Origin of the sequence: Sphingomonas sp. (assembly GCF_017744835.1) — a bacterium.
In the GTDB taxonomy this organism is placed as follows: Bacteria; Pseudomonadota; Alphaproteobacteria; order Sphingomonadales; family Sphingomonadaceae; genus Sphingomonas.
On record NZ_JAGIAM010000001.1, the window covers coordinates 58,339 to 77,348 of the forward strand.

The 19,010-nt window shown below is 66.2% G+C and carries 2 protein-coding genes (1 of these 2 running past the window's edge); both read right to left on the reverse strand.

Annotation, left to right across the window (positions count from 1 at the left end):
• Nucleotides 1-18,077, reverse strand: partial view of a tandem-95 repeat protein gene (locus tag J7500_RS00215; protein WP_294058968.1) — the 5' portion only. It extends 13,411 nt beyond the left edge of the window; 18,077 of the gene's 31,488 nt are visible here — the first part of the coding sequence; the start codon lies at nt 18,075-18,077; the stop codon falls past the left edge of the window.
• A gap of 144 nt (nt 18,078-18,221) precedes the next feature.
• Nucleotides 18,222-18,842 carry a hypothetical protein gene (locus J7500_RS00220; RefSeq protein WP_294058970.1) on the reverse strand — a complete coding sequence of 207 codons (621 nt, stop codon included), beginning with the start codon at nt 18,840-18,842 and terminating at the stop codon, nt 18,222-18,224.
• Nucleotides 18,843-19,010 lie beyond the last annotated feature (168 nt).

Below are 19,010 nucleotides of genomic sequence, written 5' to 3' on the forward strand. Positions count from 1 at the left end.
CGATAGCTGTCGTCGCCGGCGCCGCCCGACAGGAAGTCGTCGCCGAGCTTGCCGGTCAGCACATTGGCGTCGCCGTCGCCGAAGATCGTGTCATCGACGTTGGTCGCGACGCGCGCGAGCAGCTCGGAATGCGTCAGGACGGTGCCGTCGGCGAAGCGGACCGTCTCGATCCGCCCGGCGCCGAGCGCCTGATCGATCGTCACGCGGCCCTGGTTGTCGCCGATGACGAGGACCATCGCGCTGCCGTCGCGCACCTGCTCGACGCGGATGTCGGCGGCCGAAATGCCGGCCGCGAAGACCAGGCTGTCGGTGCCGGCGCTGTCCGAGATCACGTCGAAGCCGTCACCGAGGGCGTAGCGATATTCGTCGTCTCCCGCGCCGCCGAGCAGGCGGTCGAAGCCCGCGCCGCCGGCGAGCACGTCATTGCCGTCGAGCGCGTCGAGCGTATCGTCGCCGGCCGCGCCGCTCAGCACATCGGCGCCGGCGGTGCCGGGAATGCGGTCATCGCCCGCCGTGGCGGCTTGCGCCATCGCCAGCAGAGTCGCCGCGGTCCACACCGTGCCGTCCGCGAACCGCACGGTCTGGATTCCCATGCCGAGCGAGGCCGGAGCGCCGAAGTCGACTCGGTCGCCGGTGCCGACGATCTCGAGCGCGAAGGTCGAAAGGCCCGCGACCACGCGCACCTCGCCCGTGGCAATCCCCTCGGCGAAGCGCAGCTCATTGGCACCGAGGACATCGGAGATGACGTCCTGTCCGTCGCCCCGCGCGAAGACATAAATGTCGTCGCCAAGTCCGCCGGCGAGCCGGTCATCGCCGCGTCCGCCGCGCAATATGTCCGCAAAGGCCGAGCCGAGCAGATTGTCGTTGCCCGCGCCGCCGTCGAGCGTGCGCGCCGCATCGCTGCGCGGCGTGGACAAGTCGTAGAGCCCAACATTGTCGAGCGACACGCCATCGGCGGAAGTGCCGCCGGTGGACACGAAGCGCAGCACATTGTCGCCGCCGACCGCGGTCAGTGTCAGCGTGTCGGTACGGAAGGTCGGGCTGGTGCTGTTGATCGCCGCGACGAGCTGGCCGTTCCACCAGACTTCGAAGCTGCCGGTGGGCGCGTTGCTGCGCCGCATGTGATCGAAGGTGAGCAGCAATTGCTGCCCCGCCGCCAGCCCCTGGACCGTCTGGCGGATGTCCATGTGCGCGTTATATTCCTCGAGATCGAGCCAGTTGCTCGATCCCGACCCGTCCGGCCACAACTCGAAGCCGCGACCGCCGGCGTCGGTCCAGCCCGGAATGCTGCCCACGCGCACGCCCCAATCGAAGCTGCCCGTGACCAGCGCGGGATCATATTCGCTGAAGTCGCCGTTGCGGATCAGGTTGCGGACGCCGCCGGCCGCGAAGGTCAGCGTATCGTCGCCGGTGCCGCCGGTCTGTGAGCGCTGGAGGACATCGTCCCAGCTCCACACGGTGCCATCGGCGAAGGCGAGCGTCTCGATGCGCGACCCGCCGTCGGCCTCGAACCGGATACGGTCGCGGCCGCCCAGGATCCGCAGCTCGATCGCAGCGCCCACCTGCACGACGGCGAGGTCCGCCGGTCCGATGCCCGCCGCGAAATCGATCCGGTCGGTGCCGCCCGCATCTCGAATGCGGTCATACCCGTCGCCAGCGGCGAACTTGTAGATGTCGTTCCCCGATCCCCCGAACAGCAAGTCGTCGCCCGTGCCGCCGGAGAGCACGTCGTCGCCCGTCCATTGGTTCGCCGAATCCGAGCCATAGAGCGTGTCGTCGCCGCTGCCGCCCGAGAGGATGTCGCTGCCGCGGCCGCCGATCAGCACGTCGTCGCCAGCCTCGCCCGCCAGCTTGTCGTTGCCGAAACCTCCGTCGAGCGTGTCGTCGCCGGCGCCGCCGGCCAGCAGATCGTTGCCGCCCAGCCCGCTGAGCGAGTCGTTGCCGCCGTTGCCGAAGATGCGGTCGTCGAGCGGCCCGCCGACGAGAATATTGTCGCCGTCGTCCGCAGCGGTGCTCAGCGAGTTGACGCTGATTTGCTGATAGGCGGTGGTCAGGGCCGCGGTGCCGCCGGCGAAATAGGCGCCGCCGTCGTACGGAGCGGGGTCGGCCGAGCGCACCGTCAACGACCCGGTCTCGACGACCCAGCCCGCGATGCCCGTTTCGGCGCCGGCATTGGTCAGCGGCAGGTTCACGCCGTTGAGCGTCACTGCGATCGCGTCGATATAGCCGTCGTTGTTTGTCCCGCTGAGGCGCGAATGGGCCTGATAGATGCGGATGGCGACCGCGCCGTCCGGCGCCTCGGCCGACAGGGTGCGTTCGGTCCAGGTCGTGGGCGCCGTATAAGCTGCCCAGGTGATCGGGCCGATCAGGCTGCCATTGGCGTCGACGAAGCCGATGCCCATGCGCGCCTGATCGTTGGAGCTGCCCTGAACATAGGTGTTCTGCCGCCAGGTGACGGTGACGGTGCCCGCGATCTCCTCTCGGGCGATGGGGACTCCGCCGAAGTTGGCTGCGGTGAGGTCGTTCGAGTTCACTCCGACAAGGCGCAGCACCGCGCGATCGAAGCCGGCGTCGTTGCGAAGCAGGATGACGGTATCGGCGCCGTCCTGACTGAGGCGCAGCCGGCCTTCCTCGAACGGATTGGGATTGGCCGACGACAGGCGGATGACGTCGCCCGAATCGCCGGGCTGGAAGTCGGTGACGACGTCCGCGACGAAATTGTCGGGAATATTGAAGGTCGGGAGGAAGCGATAAGTGTCACGGCCGGCGCCGCCGGTCATGGTGTCGACGCTGCTGTCGGCGACGATATCGCCGAAGATGTCGTTGCCGTCGCCGCCGCGCATCGTGTCGGCGCCCGCGCCGCCGCTGAGGAAGTCGTCGCCCGCACCGCCGGTCAACACATCGGCGTCGGGAGTCCCGTAGATCGACTCGCCGGTGGTCGCGACATCCTCGCTCAGGCGCGACTGGACGTCGGCGAGCGTGAGGGTGATCCCGCTCGCGGCGATCACGAAGCTCTCGATGGTGTCCGCCGCAGTGCCCGCGAGCGCCTGGCGCACGACGATCTTGTCGGTGCTGCTGCCGAAGCGGATCGTGAGGTCGTTGGCGTCGACGCCGGTGCGGCTGAAGCGGATCTGGCCGAGGCTGTACCCCTCGATCCGCAGCGTGTCGGCCGTCGCGTCGCCATTGTCGTCGATCTCGTCCTGGCCGTCGCCGGCCGCGAACACGTAAGCGTCGCCGCCCGCGCCGCCGACCAGCCGGTCCTTGCCGCTGCCGCCCGCGAGCCGATCGGCGCCCGCGCCGCCGTCGAGCACGTCATTGTCCGCGCCGCCAGAGAGCTGGTCGTCGCCGGCGTTGCCGGTCAGCGTGTCGTTGCCGCCCTGCCCCGCGAGCGTGTCGTTGCCGCTCGAGCCATTGTAGACGTCGACGCCCGGCGTTCCCGACGTCGCGCGGATCGCCATCTCGGCGGCGGTCCACACGGTGCCATCGGCGAAGCGCAGTTCCTCGACGGCATTGGCAGAGCCGTTGATCTGGTTGACCAGAGTCAGCCGGTCGCCATTGGCGCCGATCTTGAGGACGAGGCCGGTGGTGCCCTGCTGGACGATGGTGACGTCCGACGCAGCGATCCCGGTGCCGAGCTCGATCCGATCGAGCCCGCCGGTGTCGGTGATCGTGTCCTGACCGTCGCCCGCATTGAAGCGGTAGACGTCGTTGCCGGCATTGCCGGCCAGGCTGTCGTCGCCCCGGCCGCCGATCAGTATATCGTCGCCAACGTCGCCGGTGAGGCTGTCGTTGCCCGTGCCGCCGTCGAGCGTGTCGTTGCCGCCCAGCGCGTTGATCGAATCGTCACCGGCGCCGCCCGAAATGGTATCGGCGTTGCCCGAGCCGTAGATGACATCGCGGCCGCCGGTCGACGCCTGCGACATCGTGAGAAGCTGCGCGTGTGTCCAGACGGTGCCGTCGGCGAAGCGCACTTCCTCGATCGCATTGCCCGCAGTGTTGAGCGCCCCGGCGAGGACGATACGATCGGCCGCGCCGATCTTGAGCACCAGGTTGGCCGAACCCTGCTGCACCACCTGCACATTGGCCGGGGCGATGTCGGCACCGAACACGATCCGGTCGACGCCGGCAGTATCGGTGATCGTGTCCTGCCCGTCGCCTGCGTTGAAGCGATAGACGTCGTCGCCGGCGTTGCCGACCAGACTGTCGTCGCCCCGCCCGCCGATCAGCGTGTCGTCGCCGACGTCGCCGGTCAGGCTGTCGTTGCCCAAGCCGCCGTCGAGCGTGTCGTTTCCGCCGAGCGCGTTGATCGAATCATCGCCGGCGCCGCCCGAGATCGTGTCGGCTGCGCTCGTGCCGTAGAGGACGTCGCGGCCATCGGTCGACGCCTGCGACATCACGAGCAGCTGGGCATGCGTCCATATGGTGCCGTCTGCGAAGCGCACTTCCTCGATCGCATTGGCCGCGGTGTTGAGCGCGCCGGAGAGCACGATACGGTCGGTTGCGCCGATCTTGAGCAGGAGATTGGCCGAGCCCTGCTGTACGACGTGCACATCGGCCGGCGCGATGCTGGCGCCGAGTTCGATCCGATCAACGCCCGCGGTGTCGGTGATCGTGTCCTGCCCATCGCCCGCATTGAAGCGGTAGACGTCGTTGCCGGCATTGCCGACCAGGCTGTCGTTCCCGCGACCGCCGATCAGTATGTCGTCACCGACGTCGCCCGTCAGGCTGTCGTTGCCCGAGCCGCCGTCGAGCGTGTCGTTGCCGCCCAGCGCGTTGATCGAATCGTCGCCAGCGCCGCCCGAGATGGTGTCGGCGGCGCTGGTGCCGTAGATGACGTCGCGGCCGTCGGAGGGCAGCTGCGACATCGCAAGCAGCTGGGCATGCGTCCACACCGTGCCGTCGGCGAAGCGCACTTCCTCGATCGCATTGGCCGCCGTGCTGAGCGCATTGACCAGCGTCACGCGGTCGCCCGAAGTGCCGCGGCGCAGGACGAGGTTGGTCGAACCCTGCTGGAACACCTGGATGTCGGCCGGGCCGATACCAGCGCCGAACTCGATCCGGTCGACGCCGGCGGTGTCGGTGATCGAGTCCTGCCCGTCCCCGGCTTCGAAGCGATAGATGTCGTCGCCGTCGCCGCCGTTCAGCGTGTCGCCGCCGCGCCCGCCGACGAGGATATCGGCGCCCGCGTCGCCGCTCAGGCTGTCGTCGCCCGCGTCGCCGTACAGCGTGTCATTGTCCGCGCCGCCGCTGAGGCTGTCGGCGTTGCCGCCGCCATAGAGCGTGTCGTTGCCGGCCCCGCCGCTCAGCGTGTCGCGCCCATCGGTGGCCGCCGTCGTGACGGCATATTCCGACAGGCGCACATTATCGAGCGACGCCCCTACGCCATCGACCGTGCCGAGTCCGCGGAATGAGAGCTTGTTGGCGCCCTCCGCCGCGGCGACGAACAGAGTCGCGGGCCGCATGTTGGTTCCCGTGACGCTGTAGGACGCGATCACCACGTCGTTCCACAGCACTTCGAACGGGCCGCTCGCCGCACTGGTGCGATTGGCATAGTCGAAGCGCAGCATCAGCTGCTGGCCGGCAGCGAGCCCGGTAAACTGCTGCGAGATGGTGACGTTGCCGTTGCTGCCGGTCGAATCGAGATCGAGCCAGAAGCTGCCATCGGTGGCCGCGACGCCTTCCTGGCCCGAGTTGACCTGCTCGAACGAATTGCCCTGGAGCGTCCAGCCGGGCAGCGTCGTGCTGCCGCGACCCCAGCTCGCGGTGGTATAGGTCGCGGCCGATTGCTCGAAGCTGCCGTTGACCACCAGATTGGCGCCGGTGGCGGTATAGACCGATGGGCTGTCGCCGATCAGGATATCGTCCCCGCCCCCGCCGCTCAGCGTATCCGATAGCGCCGAGCCGGTGATCGTCTCGCTCGCCGCAGTGCCGGTGATGCCGATACCGGTGCCGACCTGCGGAATCGCGCGCGCGACCAGGTCCGCGTGCGTCCAATAGGTCAGCGTCCCGTCCGCAGCCACGAAGCGCACCCGCTCGATGCGGTTCGCGTCGTTGTTGATCGTGCCTTGCAGCGTCACACGATCTTCGGTGCCCGCGACCTTGAGGATCAGGCTCGCGCCGTCCGGCGCAAGCTCGACGACGACGTCGTCGGGCGCGATCGTCGCGTCGAATTCGATGATGTCGTCAGGCGAATTCGAAGTGCGCCAGCCGCCGTCGCTGACGATGTCCTGCCCGAAGCCGCGGGAGAATTGATAGGTGTCGCTGCCCTCGCCGCCCTGGAGCGTGTCGTTCTCTGTGCCGCCGTTAAGCGTATCGTTGCCGCCGCGCCCGTAGAGCGTGTCGTTGCCGGCCCCGCCGGAGACGGCGTTCGCGTCATAGGGGACCGTGATCGTCTGGTCCGCATCGGTGACGAAGACCGTGCGCGCGATCAGGTCGGCATGCGTCCAGTAGCTGATCGTGCCGTCCGCAGCGACGAAGCGGACCCGCTCGATCCGGTTGCCATCGTCGGTGAGCGTGTTCTGCAGCGTGATCCGGTCGTCGGTGCCCGCGACCCTGAGGACCAGGCCGTTGCCGTCGCTGGACAGTTCCACCGTGACGTCCGCAGGCACGATCGTCGCGTCGAATTCGACCACGTCGTCGGGTGAATTCGCGGTGCGCCAGCCGCCGTCGCTGATGATGTCCTGGCCGAAGCCGCGCGAGAATTTGTAGGTGTCGCTGCCTTCGCCGCCCTGGAGATAGTCGTCGCCGGTGCCCCCGACGAATGTGTCGTTGGAGCCGCGACCGTAGAGCGAATCATTGCCTGCGCCTCCGGGCAGCAGGCTGGCGTCGAAGGCGCCGGTCATCGACTGGTCGGTGTCGTCCGCCGCCTGCGCGCGTGCGATGAGTTGCGCATGCGTCCAATAGCTGATCGTCCCATCGGCGGCGATGAAGCGGACCCGCTCGATCCGGTTGCTGTCGTCGGAGATCGTGTTCTGGAGCGTGATGCGGTCGTCGGTGCCGTTCAGCTGGAGGATGATGCTGACGCCGTCGGGTGCCAGCGAGACCGAGATATCCTCGGGCGCCACCGTCGCGTCGAACTCGATGACGTCGTCGGGCGAATTCGCGGTGCGCCAGCCGCCGTCGCTGACGATGTCCTGGCCGAAGCCGCGCGAGAATTTGTAAGTCTCGCTGCCCTCGCCGCCCTGAAGATAGTCGTTGCCCGTGCCGCCGGTGAGCGTGTCGTTGGAACCGCGCCCGTAGAGGCTGTCGTTGCCCGCGCCGCCCGACAGATCGGTGGACTCGAACGCGCCGGTGATCGACTGGTCGGTGTCGTCGGGGGCAAGCGCGCGCGTGCGCAGATCGGCGTGGGTCCAATAGGTGATCGTGCCGTCGGCCGCGATGAAGCGGACCCGCTCGATGCGGTTGGAATCGTCCGACAGCGTGTTCTGCAGCGTGATCCGGTCTTCGCTGCCCTTCATCTGCAGGATGATGCTGACGCCGTCGGAGGCCAGCTGAACCGAGAGATCCTCGGGCGCGACGGTCGCATCGAACTCGATCACGTCGTCGGGGGAGTTCGCGGTCCGCCAGCCGCCGTCGCTGACGATGTCCTGGCCGAAGCCGCGCGAGAATTTATAGGTCTCGCTGCCCTCGCCACCCTGGAGATAGTCGTTACCGGTGCCGCCGGTGAGCGTGTCGTTGGAACCGCGCCCGTAGAGACTGTCGTTGCCCGCGCCGCCCGACAGCTCGGTGGACTCGAACGCGCCGGTCATCGACTGATCGGCATCGCTGGGCACGAACGCGCGCTGGCGCAGGTCGTCGTGGGTCCAATAGGTGATCGTGCCGTTCGCGGCGACGAAGCGGACGCGCTCGATCCGGTTGGCGTCGTCCGAAAGCGTGTTCTGCAGCGTGATCCGGTCGTCGGTGCCGTTCAGCCGCAGGACGATGCTGACCCCGTCCGCGGCTAGCTCGACCGAGACGTCCGAAGGCGCGATCGTCGCGTCGAACTCGATGATGTCGTCGGGCGAGTTCGCCGTACGCCAGCCGCCGTCGCTGACGATGTCCTGTCCGAAGCCGCGCGAGAATCTATAGGTATCGCTGCCCTCGCCGCCCTGCAGCGTGTCGTTGTCCTGCGCGCCGATGAGCACGTCGTTGCCGCCGTTGCCGGTCAGCGTGTCCGCGCCCCAGCCGCCGGTCAGCGTGTTCGCGCCGCCGTCGCCGCTGAGCGACAGGTTGGCGGCGCTCGCGAAAGGCGCGCCGTTGAAATTGACCAGCGTCAGCGCGCTCGCGGTCACGCCCCGCAGCCGCGCGACCAGCCGCGCCTCGTCGAGGCGATAAGTGCCGGCCTGGACGAAATAGACCGAGGTGTCGCTGCCTTCCTGCCGCGTCACCACCGTCCCGCTGAGCCCTGCGGCCAGGCGGATGTCGAGGACGTCGCCGCTGCTGCCCGCCTGGAAATCGGTGATCGTCACCAGCGAGCCGTCGTCGATCGTCGGCACGAACAGGCGGTAGGTGTCCTGCCCGCTGGTACCGGTGAGCACCTGGGTGCCTGGCCCGACCACGCTGCCGCCGTCATCCCCGCCGGTACCGCCCGTCCCGCCGGTGCCGCCACCGGCGCTGGTGCCGAACAGCGGATCGACGAAGGGATTGGTGCCGGGAACGGACGGGTGCAGCGCCGCTTCGGCCGCGGCAGGCGTCACGGCCTGAGCGAGCAGCGCCGCCGCGGTCCACACCGTCCCGTCCGCGAAAACCAGGCGATCGATCGGCGGATTGGTGGCGGTTGCCTGGCCCTTGATCGCGACGCGGTCGTCGCTGGCGCGCAGCCGCACGATCAGGTCCGCGCCGTCGCGGATCACGATTACGTCCGCCGCAGCGATGCCCGCACCGAGCTGGAGCACGTCGTCCGAGCCCGCCCAGTTGGTGCCCTCGACGATCGTGTCACGGCCACTGCCCAGGCCGAACTGGTAGGTGGTGTCGCCGATGCCGCCAGCGAGCCGGTCGTCGCCGGCACCACCCGACAGCGTCGCGGTGATGTCGAGCGCGGTACCGAGGTCGATCGAATCGTCGCCCGCGCTGCCCGCGCCGAGCCGCGCCTGGATGTCGGCGAGCGTCCATAGCGTGCCGTCGGCGAACTCGATCAGCTCGACCGAATGATCGGCCTGACCCGAGGCTGCAGCAAAGAAATTGGTGAGCGTGATACGATCGTCGCTGCCGGCTATCAGGATCGTGAGATCGGCCGGGCCGACCTTGGCGAAGCGCACTTCGGAAGGCGCGATGCCCGCGGCGAAGCGCACGCGATCGAGCTTGGTCTTGTCGGCATCCTCGAAGTCGACGATCACGTCCTGGCCGTCGCCGCGCGCGAAATAATAAATGTCGGCGCCAGCATGGCCTTCGAGCCGATCGTTGCCCTTGCCGCCCGTGAGGATGTCCGCGCCGCGGCCGCCCTCGAGCCAGTCGTTGCCGAGCCCGCCATAGATGTTCGCGCCAGAGCCGCCGCCCGCGTTGGTGGTGCCCGAAGCGGCGACGATGTGATCGTCGCGATCGGTCTCGAGAACCGTCAGTGCGAGCTGCGCGAAGCTGAGGCTGCGCCCGTCGGCGAAGCGCACGACGCCGACCACCGGATCCTCGTCGCCGCTCGGCTCGACCAGAGTGACGCGATCGTTGGTGTCGCGGATGGCGAGGACGAGGTTGCCGTCGCCATCCCGCTTGGCAATGACGTCCTCCAGCGCGATGCCCGCGCCGAACTCGAGCACCGCCTTGCCGTCGATCAGCGCGCCCGGCTCGATCCGGTCCTGACCGTCGCCGCGCTTGAAGCGGAAGACGTCGTCCCCGCCGCCGCCGGTCAGCACATCGTTGCCGACGCCGCCGTTGAACACTTCCGCCGCCATGGTCCCGGCGAGCCGGTCGTCGCCGTCGGTCCCCCCGCCCGCCAGCCGCGCGAACAGCGCCTCGCGCGTGAAGACCGTGCCGTCGGAGAAGCTGACCCGATCGACGCCGTTGAAGTTGCTGCCGTAGCGCAGCAGCACCGAATCCGCGCCGTCGCCGAGCACGAGCAACAGGTCGCCGCGCCCCACGCCCGAGCGCATCACGCGCATCTCGTCGGGCCGGTAGCCGGTGATGTTCAGCACATCGACGCCGGCGCTGTCGTCGATCACGTCCTGGCCGTCACCCGCAGCGAAACGATAGGTGTCGTCGCCGCCCGCGCCGCGCAGATCGTCGAAGCCGGCCCCGCCGGCGATCACGTCGGCGCGCGCGCTCCCCAGCACGATGTCCGCCCCGTCGCTCGCCTGATCGGCCATGAAGCGCTGGACCAGCGCCGCCGCGTCCCACACCATCCCGTCGGCGAAACGCAGCGTCGGAACCGCACCGTTGCCGAGCGCGCCCGCGATCACCAGCTGGTCGCCGGTACCGACGAAATCGAGCACCAGATCGGTGCTGTCGAGTGCAGCTAGCCGAACGACGAGCTGGGTCGAGCCATAGGCGGCGAACTCGATCGTCGCGCGAGTCACGCCGCTCGGCATCTCGACACGGTCGATGCCGTCGCCGGGATTGAACACGAGCGTCGAATCGTTCGCGGCGATCAGTCGGTCGTGCCCGGCCCCGCCGGTCACGTCGCTGCTCGTCACCAGCTCGCGGACGTCGATGATGTCCTGCGAGCCAACGTCGCCGCTGGCGAGGATCAACGCGCGCACGTCGGCGATGCTGAGGACCGTCTTGTCCTCGAAGACGAAGCTCTCGACCGGCGTGGTCTTGTAGCCGCCGAGCACGACCAGCTTGTCGCCGGTCGCGGTCAGCTCGATCACCAGGTCGCCGTCGACGTTGCGGAACGTCAGCATGTCCTGGGTGATCTTCTCGCCGAAGCGGATCTGGTCGACGCCGCCTGTATCCTGGATGCTGTCGCTGCCGTCGCCGATGCCGAAAAGATAGGTGTCGTTGCCCAGCCCGCCGGCCATCGCGTCTGAGCCGTGGCCTCCGCTGATCGTGTCCGCGCGGTTGTCGAACCCGATCAGCGACTCGTCGGCGTCGCCGCCGGTGAGCAGCAGGTCGAACACCGCTTCGAGCGAAAGCACGCTGCCGTCGGCGAAGTGGAATTCCTCGACGCGCGCCGTGGTCAGCCCGTTGACGATGGTGAGTACGTCGAGCCCGCTGCCGAGGTCGATCACCAGGTCGTTGCCGTTGCGCCGGAACATCAGGTCCTCGCGGCGGACGGAGGCGCCGAACACCACCTGATCGATCACGCCGGCGCGATCGGCCTGCTCGATGATCTTGTCCGCGGCATAGCCCGCGCTGAAGGCATAGGTGTCGGCCGCATTGCCGCCGATCAGCGTGTCGTCGCCCTGGCGTCCGTCGAGCGTGTTGGGATCGTTGAGCGAGCCCGTGATGACGTTGTCGCCGCGGTTGCCGCCCTCGATCTGGAGGATCTCCTCGACATTCTTGATCGACATCGACGTGCCGTCATAGAATTCGAACTTCTCGACGCCGTCGTCGCTGCTGCGGAACTGGTTGCGGATGCGCAGCGTGTCGGTGCGGCCGGTGACCGAGATGACGAGATCGTTGCCGTCGCGCGTGAAGACGACATTGGCGCGCGTGATGTCCGCGCCGAACACGACCACGTCGTCCACCGGAATGCGGGTGCCCGGCCGATCCTGCCACGAGGCGCGGACGCGCGTGTCGACGATCACGTCCTGGCCATAGCCGACGTCGAAGAGATAGCGGTCGCCGCCGTCGCCGCCGGTCAGCAGGTCGTTGCCGCCGCGGCCGTCCAGCGTCTCGGCGAAGTCCGATCCGGTGATGCTGTCGTCGGCATTGGTGCCGACCAGGTCGAGGTCCTCGGGGTTATAGTCGCTGAAGAGCAGCGTCCGGTCGGCGAACTCGAAATATTCGACTGCGAAATGCTGCGCCCCGTCGCGCACATATTGGTTCTCGAGGACGACCTTCTCGCCGGTCGAACGGACGGTGAGGATCAGGTCCAGCGCCGTGCGCGAGAATTCGATGTCGGCCGACTGGATGCCTTCGAAGACCAGCCGGTCGTCGCCGCTGTCGTCGAGGATCGTGTCATGGCCATAGCCGTTGGCGAACTGATAGCGATCGTTGCCGCTCAGGCCCTCGAGCCGATCGTCCCCGGCCCCGCCGTCGATCAGGTCGTTAATGCCCTCGAAGCCGTAGATGGTGTCGGCACCGGCGGTCTTGCTGACGTCGATGAAGTGCTGGAGCAGCTTCAAATACGACCATTGGGTACCGTCGGCGAACTCGATCTGCTCGACGAGATTGACGTAGCCGACCAGGAAGATGTTGAGCAGATAGTCCTTGAGGATCACCCGATCCTCGGTGCCCTTCACCTGCAGCGTCAGCGTGTCGCTCTTCCCGTCGCGCAGAAAGTCGAAATCGGTCCAGCGCAGATCGTCGGTGAACTTGAGCTTGTCGTCCTTGGGGCCGAACAGCGCGGCCGAATAGTCATGGTCCTCGATCTGGTCGCGACCATAGTTGCGGCCATAGATGTAGGTGTCGAAGCCTTCCTGCCCCTGCAGGATGTCGTTGCCGGCGCCGCCGTCGAGCGTGTTGTCGTTGAGCAGGCCGTAGATCGCGTCGTCGCCGGCGGTCTTGGCGTTCGCGAGCACGCGCTCGACGATCTCGGTGAATTCCAGGCTGGTGCCGTCGCCGAACAGGAAACGCTCGATCAGATTGGGCGCGACATAGTCGAGCCCGTCGCTGCTGCCGAGCGCCTCTCCGAACGCGCCGAGATTGAGCCGCACGCCACCGAACTGGCCGACCAGCTCGAGCGTGTCGCTGGTCTCGTTGCCGTTGGCATCGAGCAGGATGATCTTGAGGTTCGCGCTGTTGCCGTTGCGGATCAGCTTGAGGTCATTGGCAGTGATGTCGCCCTGGAAGCGCAGGAAGTCGGTCCCGGCCTTGACCGGACCGAAGGAGAAGGTTCCCAGATCGTTGATGACGTCCTGGCCGTCACCGCGCTCGAAGATGTAGAAGTCGCCGCCTGCCCCACCGGACAGATAGTCATTGCCCTTGCCGCCCCACAGGACGTCGCTCGAACCCGAGCCGATATAGGGATCGTTGTAGTCACCCGCGAGGCGTTCCCGATCGACGACCTCCACCGCCATGCGCTGTCGGTCCCAGATAACTCCGTCGGCGAAGACGATCGCGCCGACGCCGGTCTGGAACTGCTTGCCGCTGGTCGTATAGTCGTTGAGCTCGCCCAGGAACTGGTCGGTCAGGCGCACGAAATTGGTGCGCCCGCGGATCTCCAGGATCAGATCCTGGCCGTCACGCGTCGCCTTGACGTCGGTCGAGAGCACATCGGTGAAGCGCAGCTCATCGTCGCCGCCCAGGTCGCGATCGTAGATGTAATCGTCGCCCGAATCCTTCCCGACGAAATAATAGTCGGTGCCCATGCCGCCGCGCATCGTCTGGTTGCCGCCGGTCATGTAGAAGAAGTCGGTGCCGTCGGTGCCGTCGACCAGCGTGTCGCCGGCCGCATGGGTGATGATCCGCTTCTCGTCGACCGAGAGCGCATGCGCCACGCCGCGGATGTCGAGATCGACGCCGACATTCTCATAGGCCTGGACGATCATCTGCATGATGAAGGCCTGGTCGATGCCGACCTTGGCGCTCATGATGTCGCCATCGTCGTCGGGCGCGAAGTCCGGGTAGATCTGCCAGAGGATATCGTTCCAGTCGGTCAGATAATCGAGCACCGCGTCATCGGCATTCGACGCCGGCGCGCTCTCGAAGATCGCCTCGAACATCGGCGCGAGCTGGCGGTTCGTGGTGGTCACGAAGACGTTGCGCTCGGCGTCGTAGGAGATTCCGCGTGCGAACGATTCCAGCCCGCCCTGCAGCGCCATCCGCACCGCGAAGCGGCGCGACACGGTGACATATTGCTCCATCACCGGCTGGAGCATCGCGATCATCGTCTTGATCGCGGAATCATAGCTGCCGGTCGAAAGGCTGGCGCTGCCGCCTGCGGTGACGCTGTAGGCGAGATGCCCGGTCGTGCTGTCGGCGACCGCGGTCAGCATCTCGGGATGGAAATCGACGCCGCCGAGCGAGGTCGCGAAATGGAATTGCGCCGGCGTCAGCAGCTCGACGCGATAGGTGGAATCGTCGGTCGACCCCACTTCGTCGAGATGCTCGAAATCGACTGCATAGTTGCGCAGGTTGAATTCGCGATAATCGCCAGTCTTCCATTCGAGCTCGAGCGCGCGATCGAGGTTGCGCGCCCAGACATAGAAGGTGCCGTCGCGATCGGTGACCTGGACGGTGTAGTCGACCACCTTGCCGTCGGTGAAGCGCACGCCGATCGCGTCGACCGGGAGGTCCGCCAGCGGATTGAACTGCAGGTCCTCCTGCCGCCACTCGGTGCCCGCCGCATGCGGCAGCGCCAGGATATCCTCGCGCGTGGCATAGGTGGTGCCGGGCGCCGAGGCGAGCGCCCAGCGGCCGTCCGCCTGCAGGATACCATAATCGAGGACGACCGCACGGCCGCCTTCCAGCCGCACCAGATAGGGCGCTTCCTCGCGCGCAGTGAGCGCAGCGCCGCGCGACGCGGGCGACCAGGCCTGCTCGAGCCGCCAACCCGCGCCCTGCGCCAGCACCTGCTCCAGCGTCGGCCGCGCAATCGCCGCCCCGCCGCCGTCGACCACCGCCGCGCCGGACTTGAGCGTCCAATAGCCGCCGCCGGCATCCTCGACATAGGTCGCGCGATCGAGCAGCGTACCGCCCTCGCCGAGCTTCACCGCCACCAGTTCGCGGCTGGTCTCGAGCGTCATGCCCCATTGGCCGAGCACGTCCCCCGCCTGGGCGACCAGATTCTTGATCTTCGGCGTGGTCATCGCTGCGGCGCGCACTGCCGCCAGTTCGGCCAGCTCGGGATCGTTGGCAGCGGCCACCGCCAGGTCGGTGATCGTGCCGAAGCCCTTGGCGTTGAGCCCGTCGTTCATCTGCCAGGGGGCGAGGCCGTCCTCGCCCGCATATTTCGTGTCGACTTCGTTCGCGGTGAAGATCGCCTCGAACATCTGCGAGACGCGCCCGTCGGCGAAGGTCACGTCGCTGCGCGAGAGCAGCCGCGCGTTCTGCGGCGTCGAGGTATTGAGCGCCGTCGTGCTGAGGCTGAGCGAGACGATCCCCAGCTCGGCGAGCGAGCGGAGTTCGCCGGCGTCGGTCTCGCCGTCGCGGTCGCGATCCTGCCAGATCTTGAGCGCGCTCCAGATCGCGTCGCTCGCGCTGATCCGCCCGTCGCCGTCGCTGTCGTACTGCGCGAGCTCGGCGAAACCGCCCGAGGCGCGGTTGCCGAACAGTTCGCCGATGCCGTCGACGCGGCCATTGCCGTTAGTGTCGAGCGCCAGGAAACCGTCGTCGCCCTTGAGCCAGCCCGTGCGCTCGGCGAACAGGTCGCCGTCGACGTCGAAATAGGCCTTGCTGCTGTCGACGCTGGTAGTCTCGATCCCATCGCCGTCCAAGTCGATCACCAGCGGATCCGCGCCCTCGGCCCACTTCATCGACTTGGCGAAGCGCTGCATCGCCGCCACGCTCGACATCAGCGCGTCGGCCATCACCGAATAATAGAGCGCCTGGCCTATAAGCCCCGGCACCAGGTTGATCACGGGCAGCAGCGCCTGCAGCGGATTGACCGCGCGGAACACCATGTTGAGGCTGCCGCCGGTCTTGCCGTTGGAGAGCACCATGCTCCCCGCCTCGCTCTGCAGCGCGCCGAGGCGACTTCCCACGACGTCGACGTTCTCGATCTTCATCCACCCCTTGTGGATGCCGGGCGTGTCGTCTCCGCTCTCGTTGACGGCGGCGAGCAGCCCTCGGAAGATCTGCTCGAACGCATTGGTGACGTACATGTCGAGGTTGCCATCCTCGTCGCGCTGGAACGCGTAGAGGATCCACGGCTGGATGTGGTCGACGTAGATCTCGCCGGTCCAGTCCTCCGCCTCGCCGGTCATGTAGCGCGTGACATTGGCCATGCCGATCGCCGCGCCGAACAGCCCGTTGAAGATCGCGTAGCCGGCCAGCCCGCCATTGGCATCGCCGCCGGTCATCGGCAGGCCGAAATATTTGAGCACGTCGTGGTGCTGCGCATCCATCAACGTGGTGTCGGCCCAGAACCAGATGTTGTCGGAGTTCTCGGCGGTATCGGGCGCGGGCTGGCCCTCCGGGCTCAGGCCGCCGTAATAGTCGCCGTAGATCTCGCCGTTCTTGCTGGTGTTGAAGATCCAGTCCCGGCCAAGCCCGCCGGCGGTCGTCACGCTTTCGCCACCGAGAGCGAACACGATGTCGTTCTCGGTTCCGGCGTCCAATGTCAAAGAGATGTCGGCTTCGGCGCGTGGACTCTCGGGAAGGTCCGGCAGGATTTCGAGGAGCGGAAGCCCCAGTGCCTTGCGCTCGATGTTTTCGAGCCGGATCTCTTCATTTTCCTGCTTTCGCTTGTCGCGCAGGACCGTCATCCACGGCAGCAATTCCTCACCGGCACGGAGGACCATTGCGTCCTTGCCCACCAGGACATCCTGCCCGGCTCCGCCCAGCACGACGCCGTAGCCCGAGTGATAAACTTCATCGGCTCCTGCGCCAGCGTCGACTTTGGCTCCATGCGCAGCGTAGAACAGCTCGCTTGCATCGGTGCCGGGGGCTCGGTCGGGAAAGGACGGATCCCAGTCATCAGCCTGATAAAGCAATCCCAACGTCGAGAGCTGCGGCTGCCCGACGGTATTCGATCCGAATAGAAGGTCGTGAACCCGATTATAGAGGATGTGCTCCCCTACCTTGTTGATGAAGTTTATATTTTCCTGGATCTGATTGGGTAGGGCCCCTTCATTTTCCGGGACCTTCTCCAGGCCGAGTACATCGTTCGCGACCTTGGCGATCAGATCGCCCAACGCAATGCCGGTCCCCACGACGCCAAGCACGGCAACGCCGGCGGCCACGAACGGCGCAGCGACGGTGCCGGCGACCAGTCCGGTAGCCACGGTGATTCCAGCCAAGCCGATCGCTGCAGCGCCGCCGAATTCCGCTGCCTTGATCCAGAAGTCGGACCAGTCGCCGGTCTGCCAGCCCTTCTTGATCGCTTCATATTCTTCATCGATAAAACCGATACCGAACCCGGCGATCGCTCCCTTGAACCCGGTCAGGCGATTGTTACCGACTTCACCGAGCGCCCGGGACACACGTTCCCCGAATTCGATAGCACCCTGATGCAGCGCGCTTGCGGCTTCGGGTCCGAATGCACTGAGGTTCTCGGGCAACGCGCCGTTGAGACGCATGCCCTCTCCGACGATCTTTCTGGTTTCGGCAACCTTCTCCGCCAGTTCGCTCACCGTCGCCTGGGGCCGGACAAGTTCGATCGCCATGCCTTCGGCGAGCGCCCGAGCGGAATAAGCCGCGACCTTACCGATATTGGCGTCGAACTTGGTGGAAAGATCTCTGTAGAGTTGGATGCCCGCATTTCTGACGCGCGCGCCGTTGGACTCCGAAGTGCCCAGCTTCTTTAGGATCTCGTTCTTCTGCGCCGCCGTCAGATGCCCGTCGCGGAAGGCAGCTTCGGTGAGATCGGAAACTGCCCGGTACCGGGCGCGATTGGCGTCGAAATCCGAATGATCGAGAGACGAACTATAGGTCGTCGATTTGGTTACCGGGTCATAGGGGCCATACCGCTGCCGAACCGCCTCGGCCTCTGCGCTGTTCGGATCGTTGAAGATACCCGGATCAAAGGCGCCTTCTCGGGCGGCATAGGCCTGTTCGAAGATCGCCGGGTCGGTGCCCACCACACCGACCGGACGCCCATCGATCTTGATCTCGCCCGTTGCCAGTTGGTCGCTGAAGCGGTGGAGGTCGTCGAGCGCGTATTTGAAGGCCTCGTCGGAGATTTGCCCGAGTTTTCTTCTCCGAATCCATTGGTCGACTAGATTCCGTTCAAAGGTATTCTTTCCTTGCTGGAACCCGCCGATTTCCGTGTCGCCACCGCGGTGGACGACTGCTCCCCAACCATGCTCGTTCAGATAAGTCTTGTAGGGATCTCCGTCAGGCAGGTTTGCGAGTTGTTCCGTAATTTCGGTGCTGATGAACAGCGAGCGCCGGTTGCTCGCCATATCGCGCGTATAGCCGAATTCATTAAGAATCGCGCCACGCTCGCCACTGAATAAATCTTGACTAAGGAGATGCTCGCTCTCGAATTCACCAAAGAATTCGTTTTCGCCAGATACCGGCATTTACACCACCCCCCCGTCATCTTTCTAGATAACTATAGCCTTATACATGCGGAACGCCCTACGAAGTTTAGCTTGGTCAAGAGCGTCACCTAAATCTCTACTTAAGAATAGAGACTGAAATAGATTATGATCAAGCCAAACATCTGGCCCTGAAAGTACGTCAGCGGAAACCGCAACAACTCCGTCGGACATTTTCCAAGGAAAATTGTACCAAAGTCCTTCCGCCTGAGGAGGCCGGAGGCCCTGGCTTTGATCCGGCAGCAATCCCGACTTCGTGGCACCGAAAATCCAGGTGAAATAGTCACCTTTGGCGCGTGTCACATTGTCGGCCTGATAGACGCCCTCGCTTACCGGATAGAGACCGCCCTGACCCAAGTCGAACTTGCGCAGGATATCCGCAGCCTTGGCAGACACGATCCAGTGCGCCTGCGCCGAGATGAGATCGGGCAGCTTCTCGAAAAACGGTGCACGATCATCGCCCCACACTCGCTTGGGACAGACCTCCGGAGACACTGGCTCGCCCTCTTCGTTAGCGCGCTGCGCCGCCCGCGCTCCCTCGCGGTCATTCTGCCAGACATCCGTCTCGAGCTTTCCAGTCAGGCTAACTTCGGTCAGCGCATTGCTGACCCACACGTAATCACTCATTTCATACCTCACGTACGCGACGCCTTCCGGCGCCAGACAATCCCGATTCGATTGCATCGAATCGGGAAGTAAACAGGCTCCGAATACGCGGCATTTCGCCACATAATTTTGATGAAGATGCGCTATGGCAGAGCGCTTCCTGCACCCGACACGGCGCCCGCCGCATCG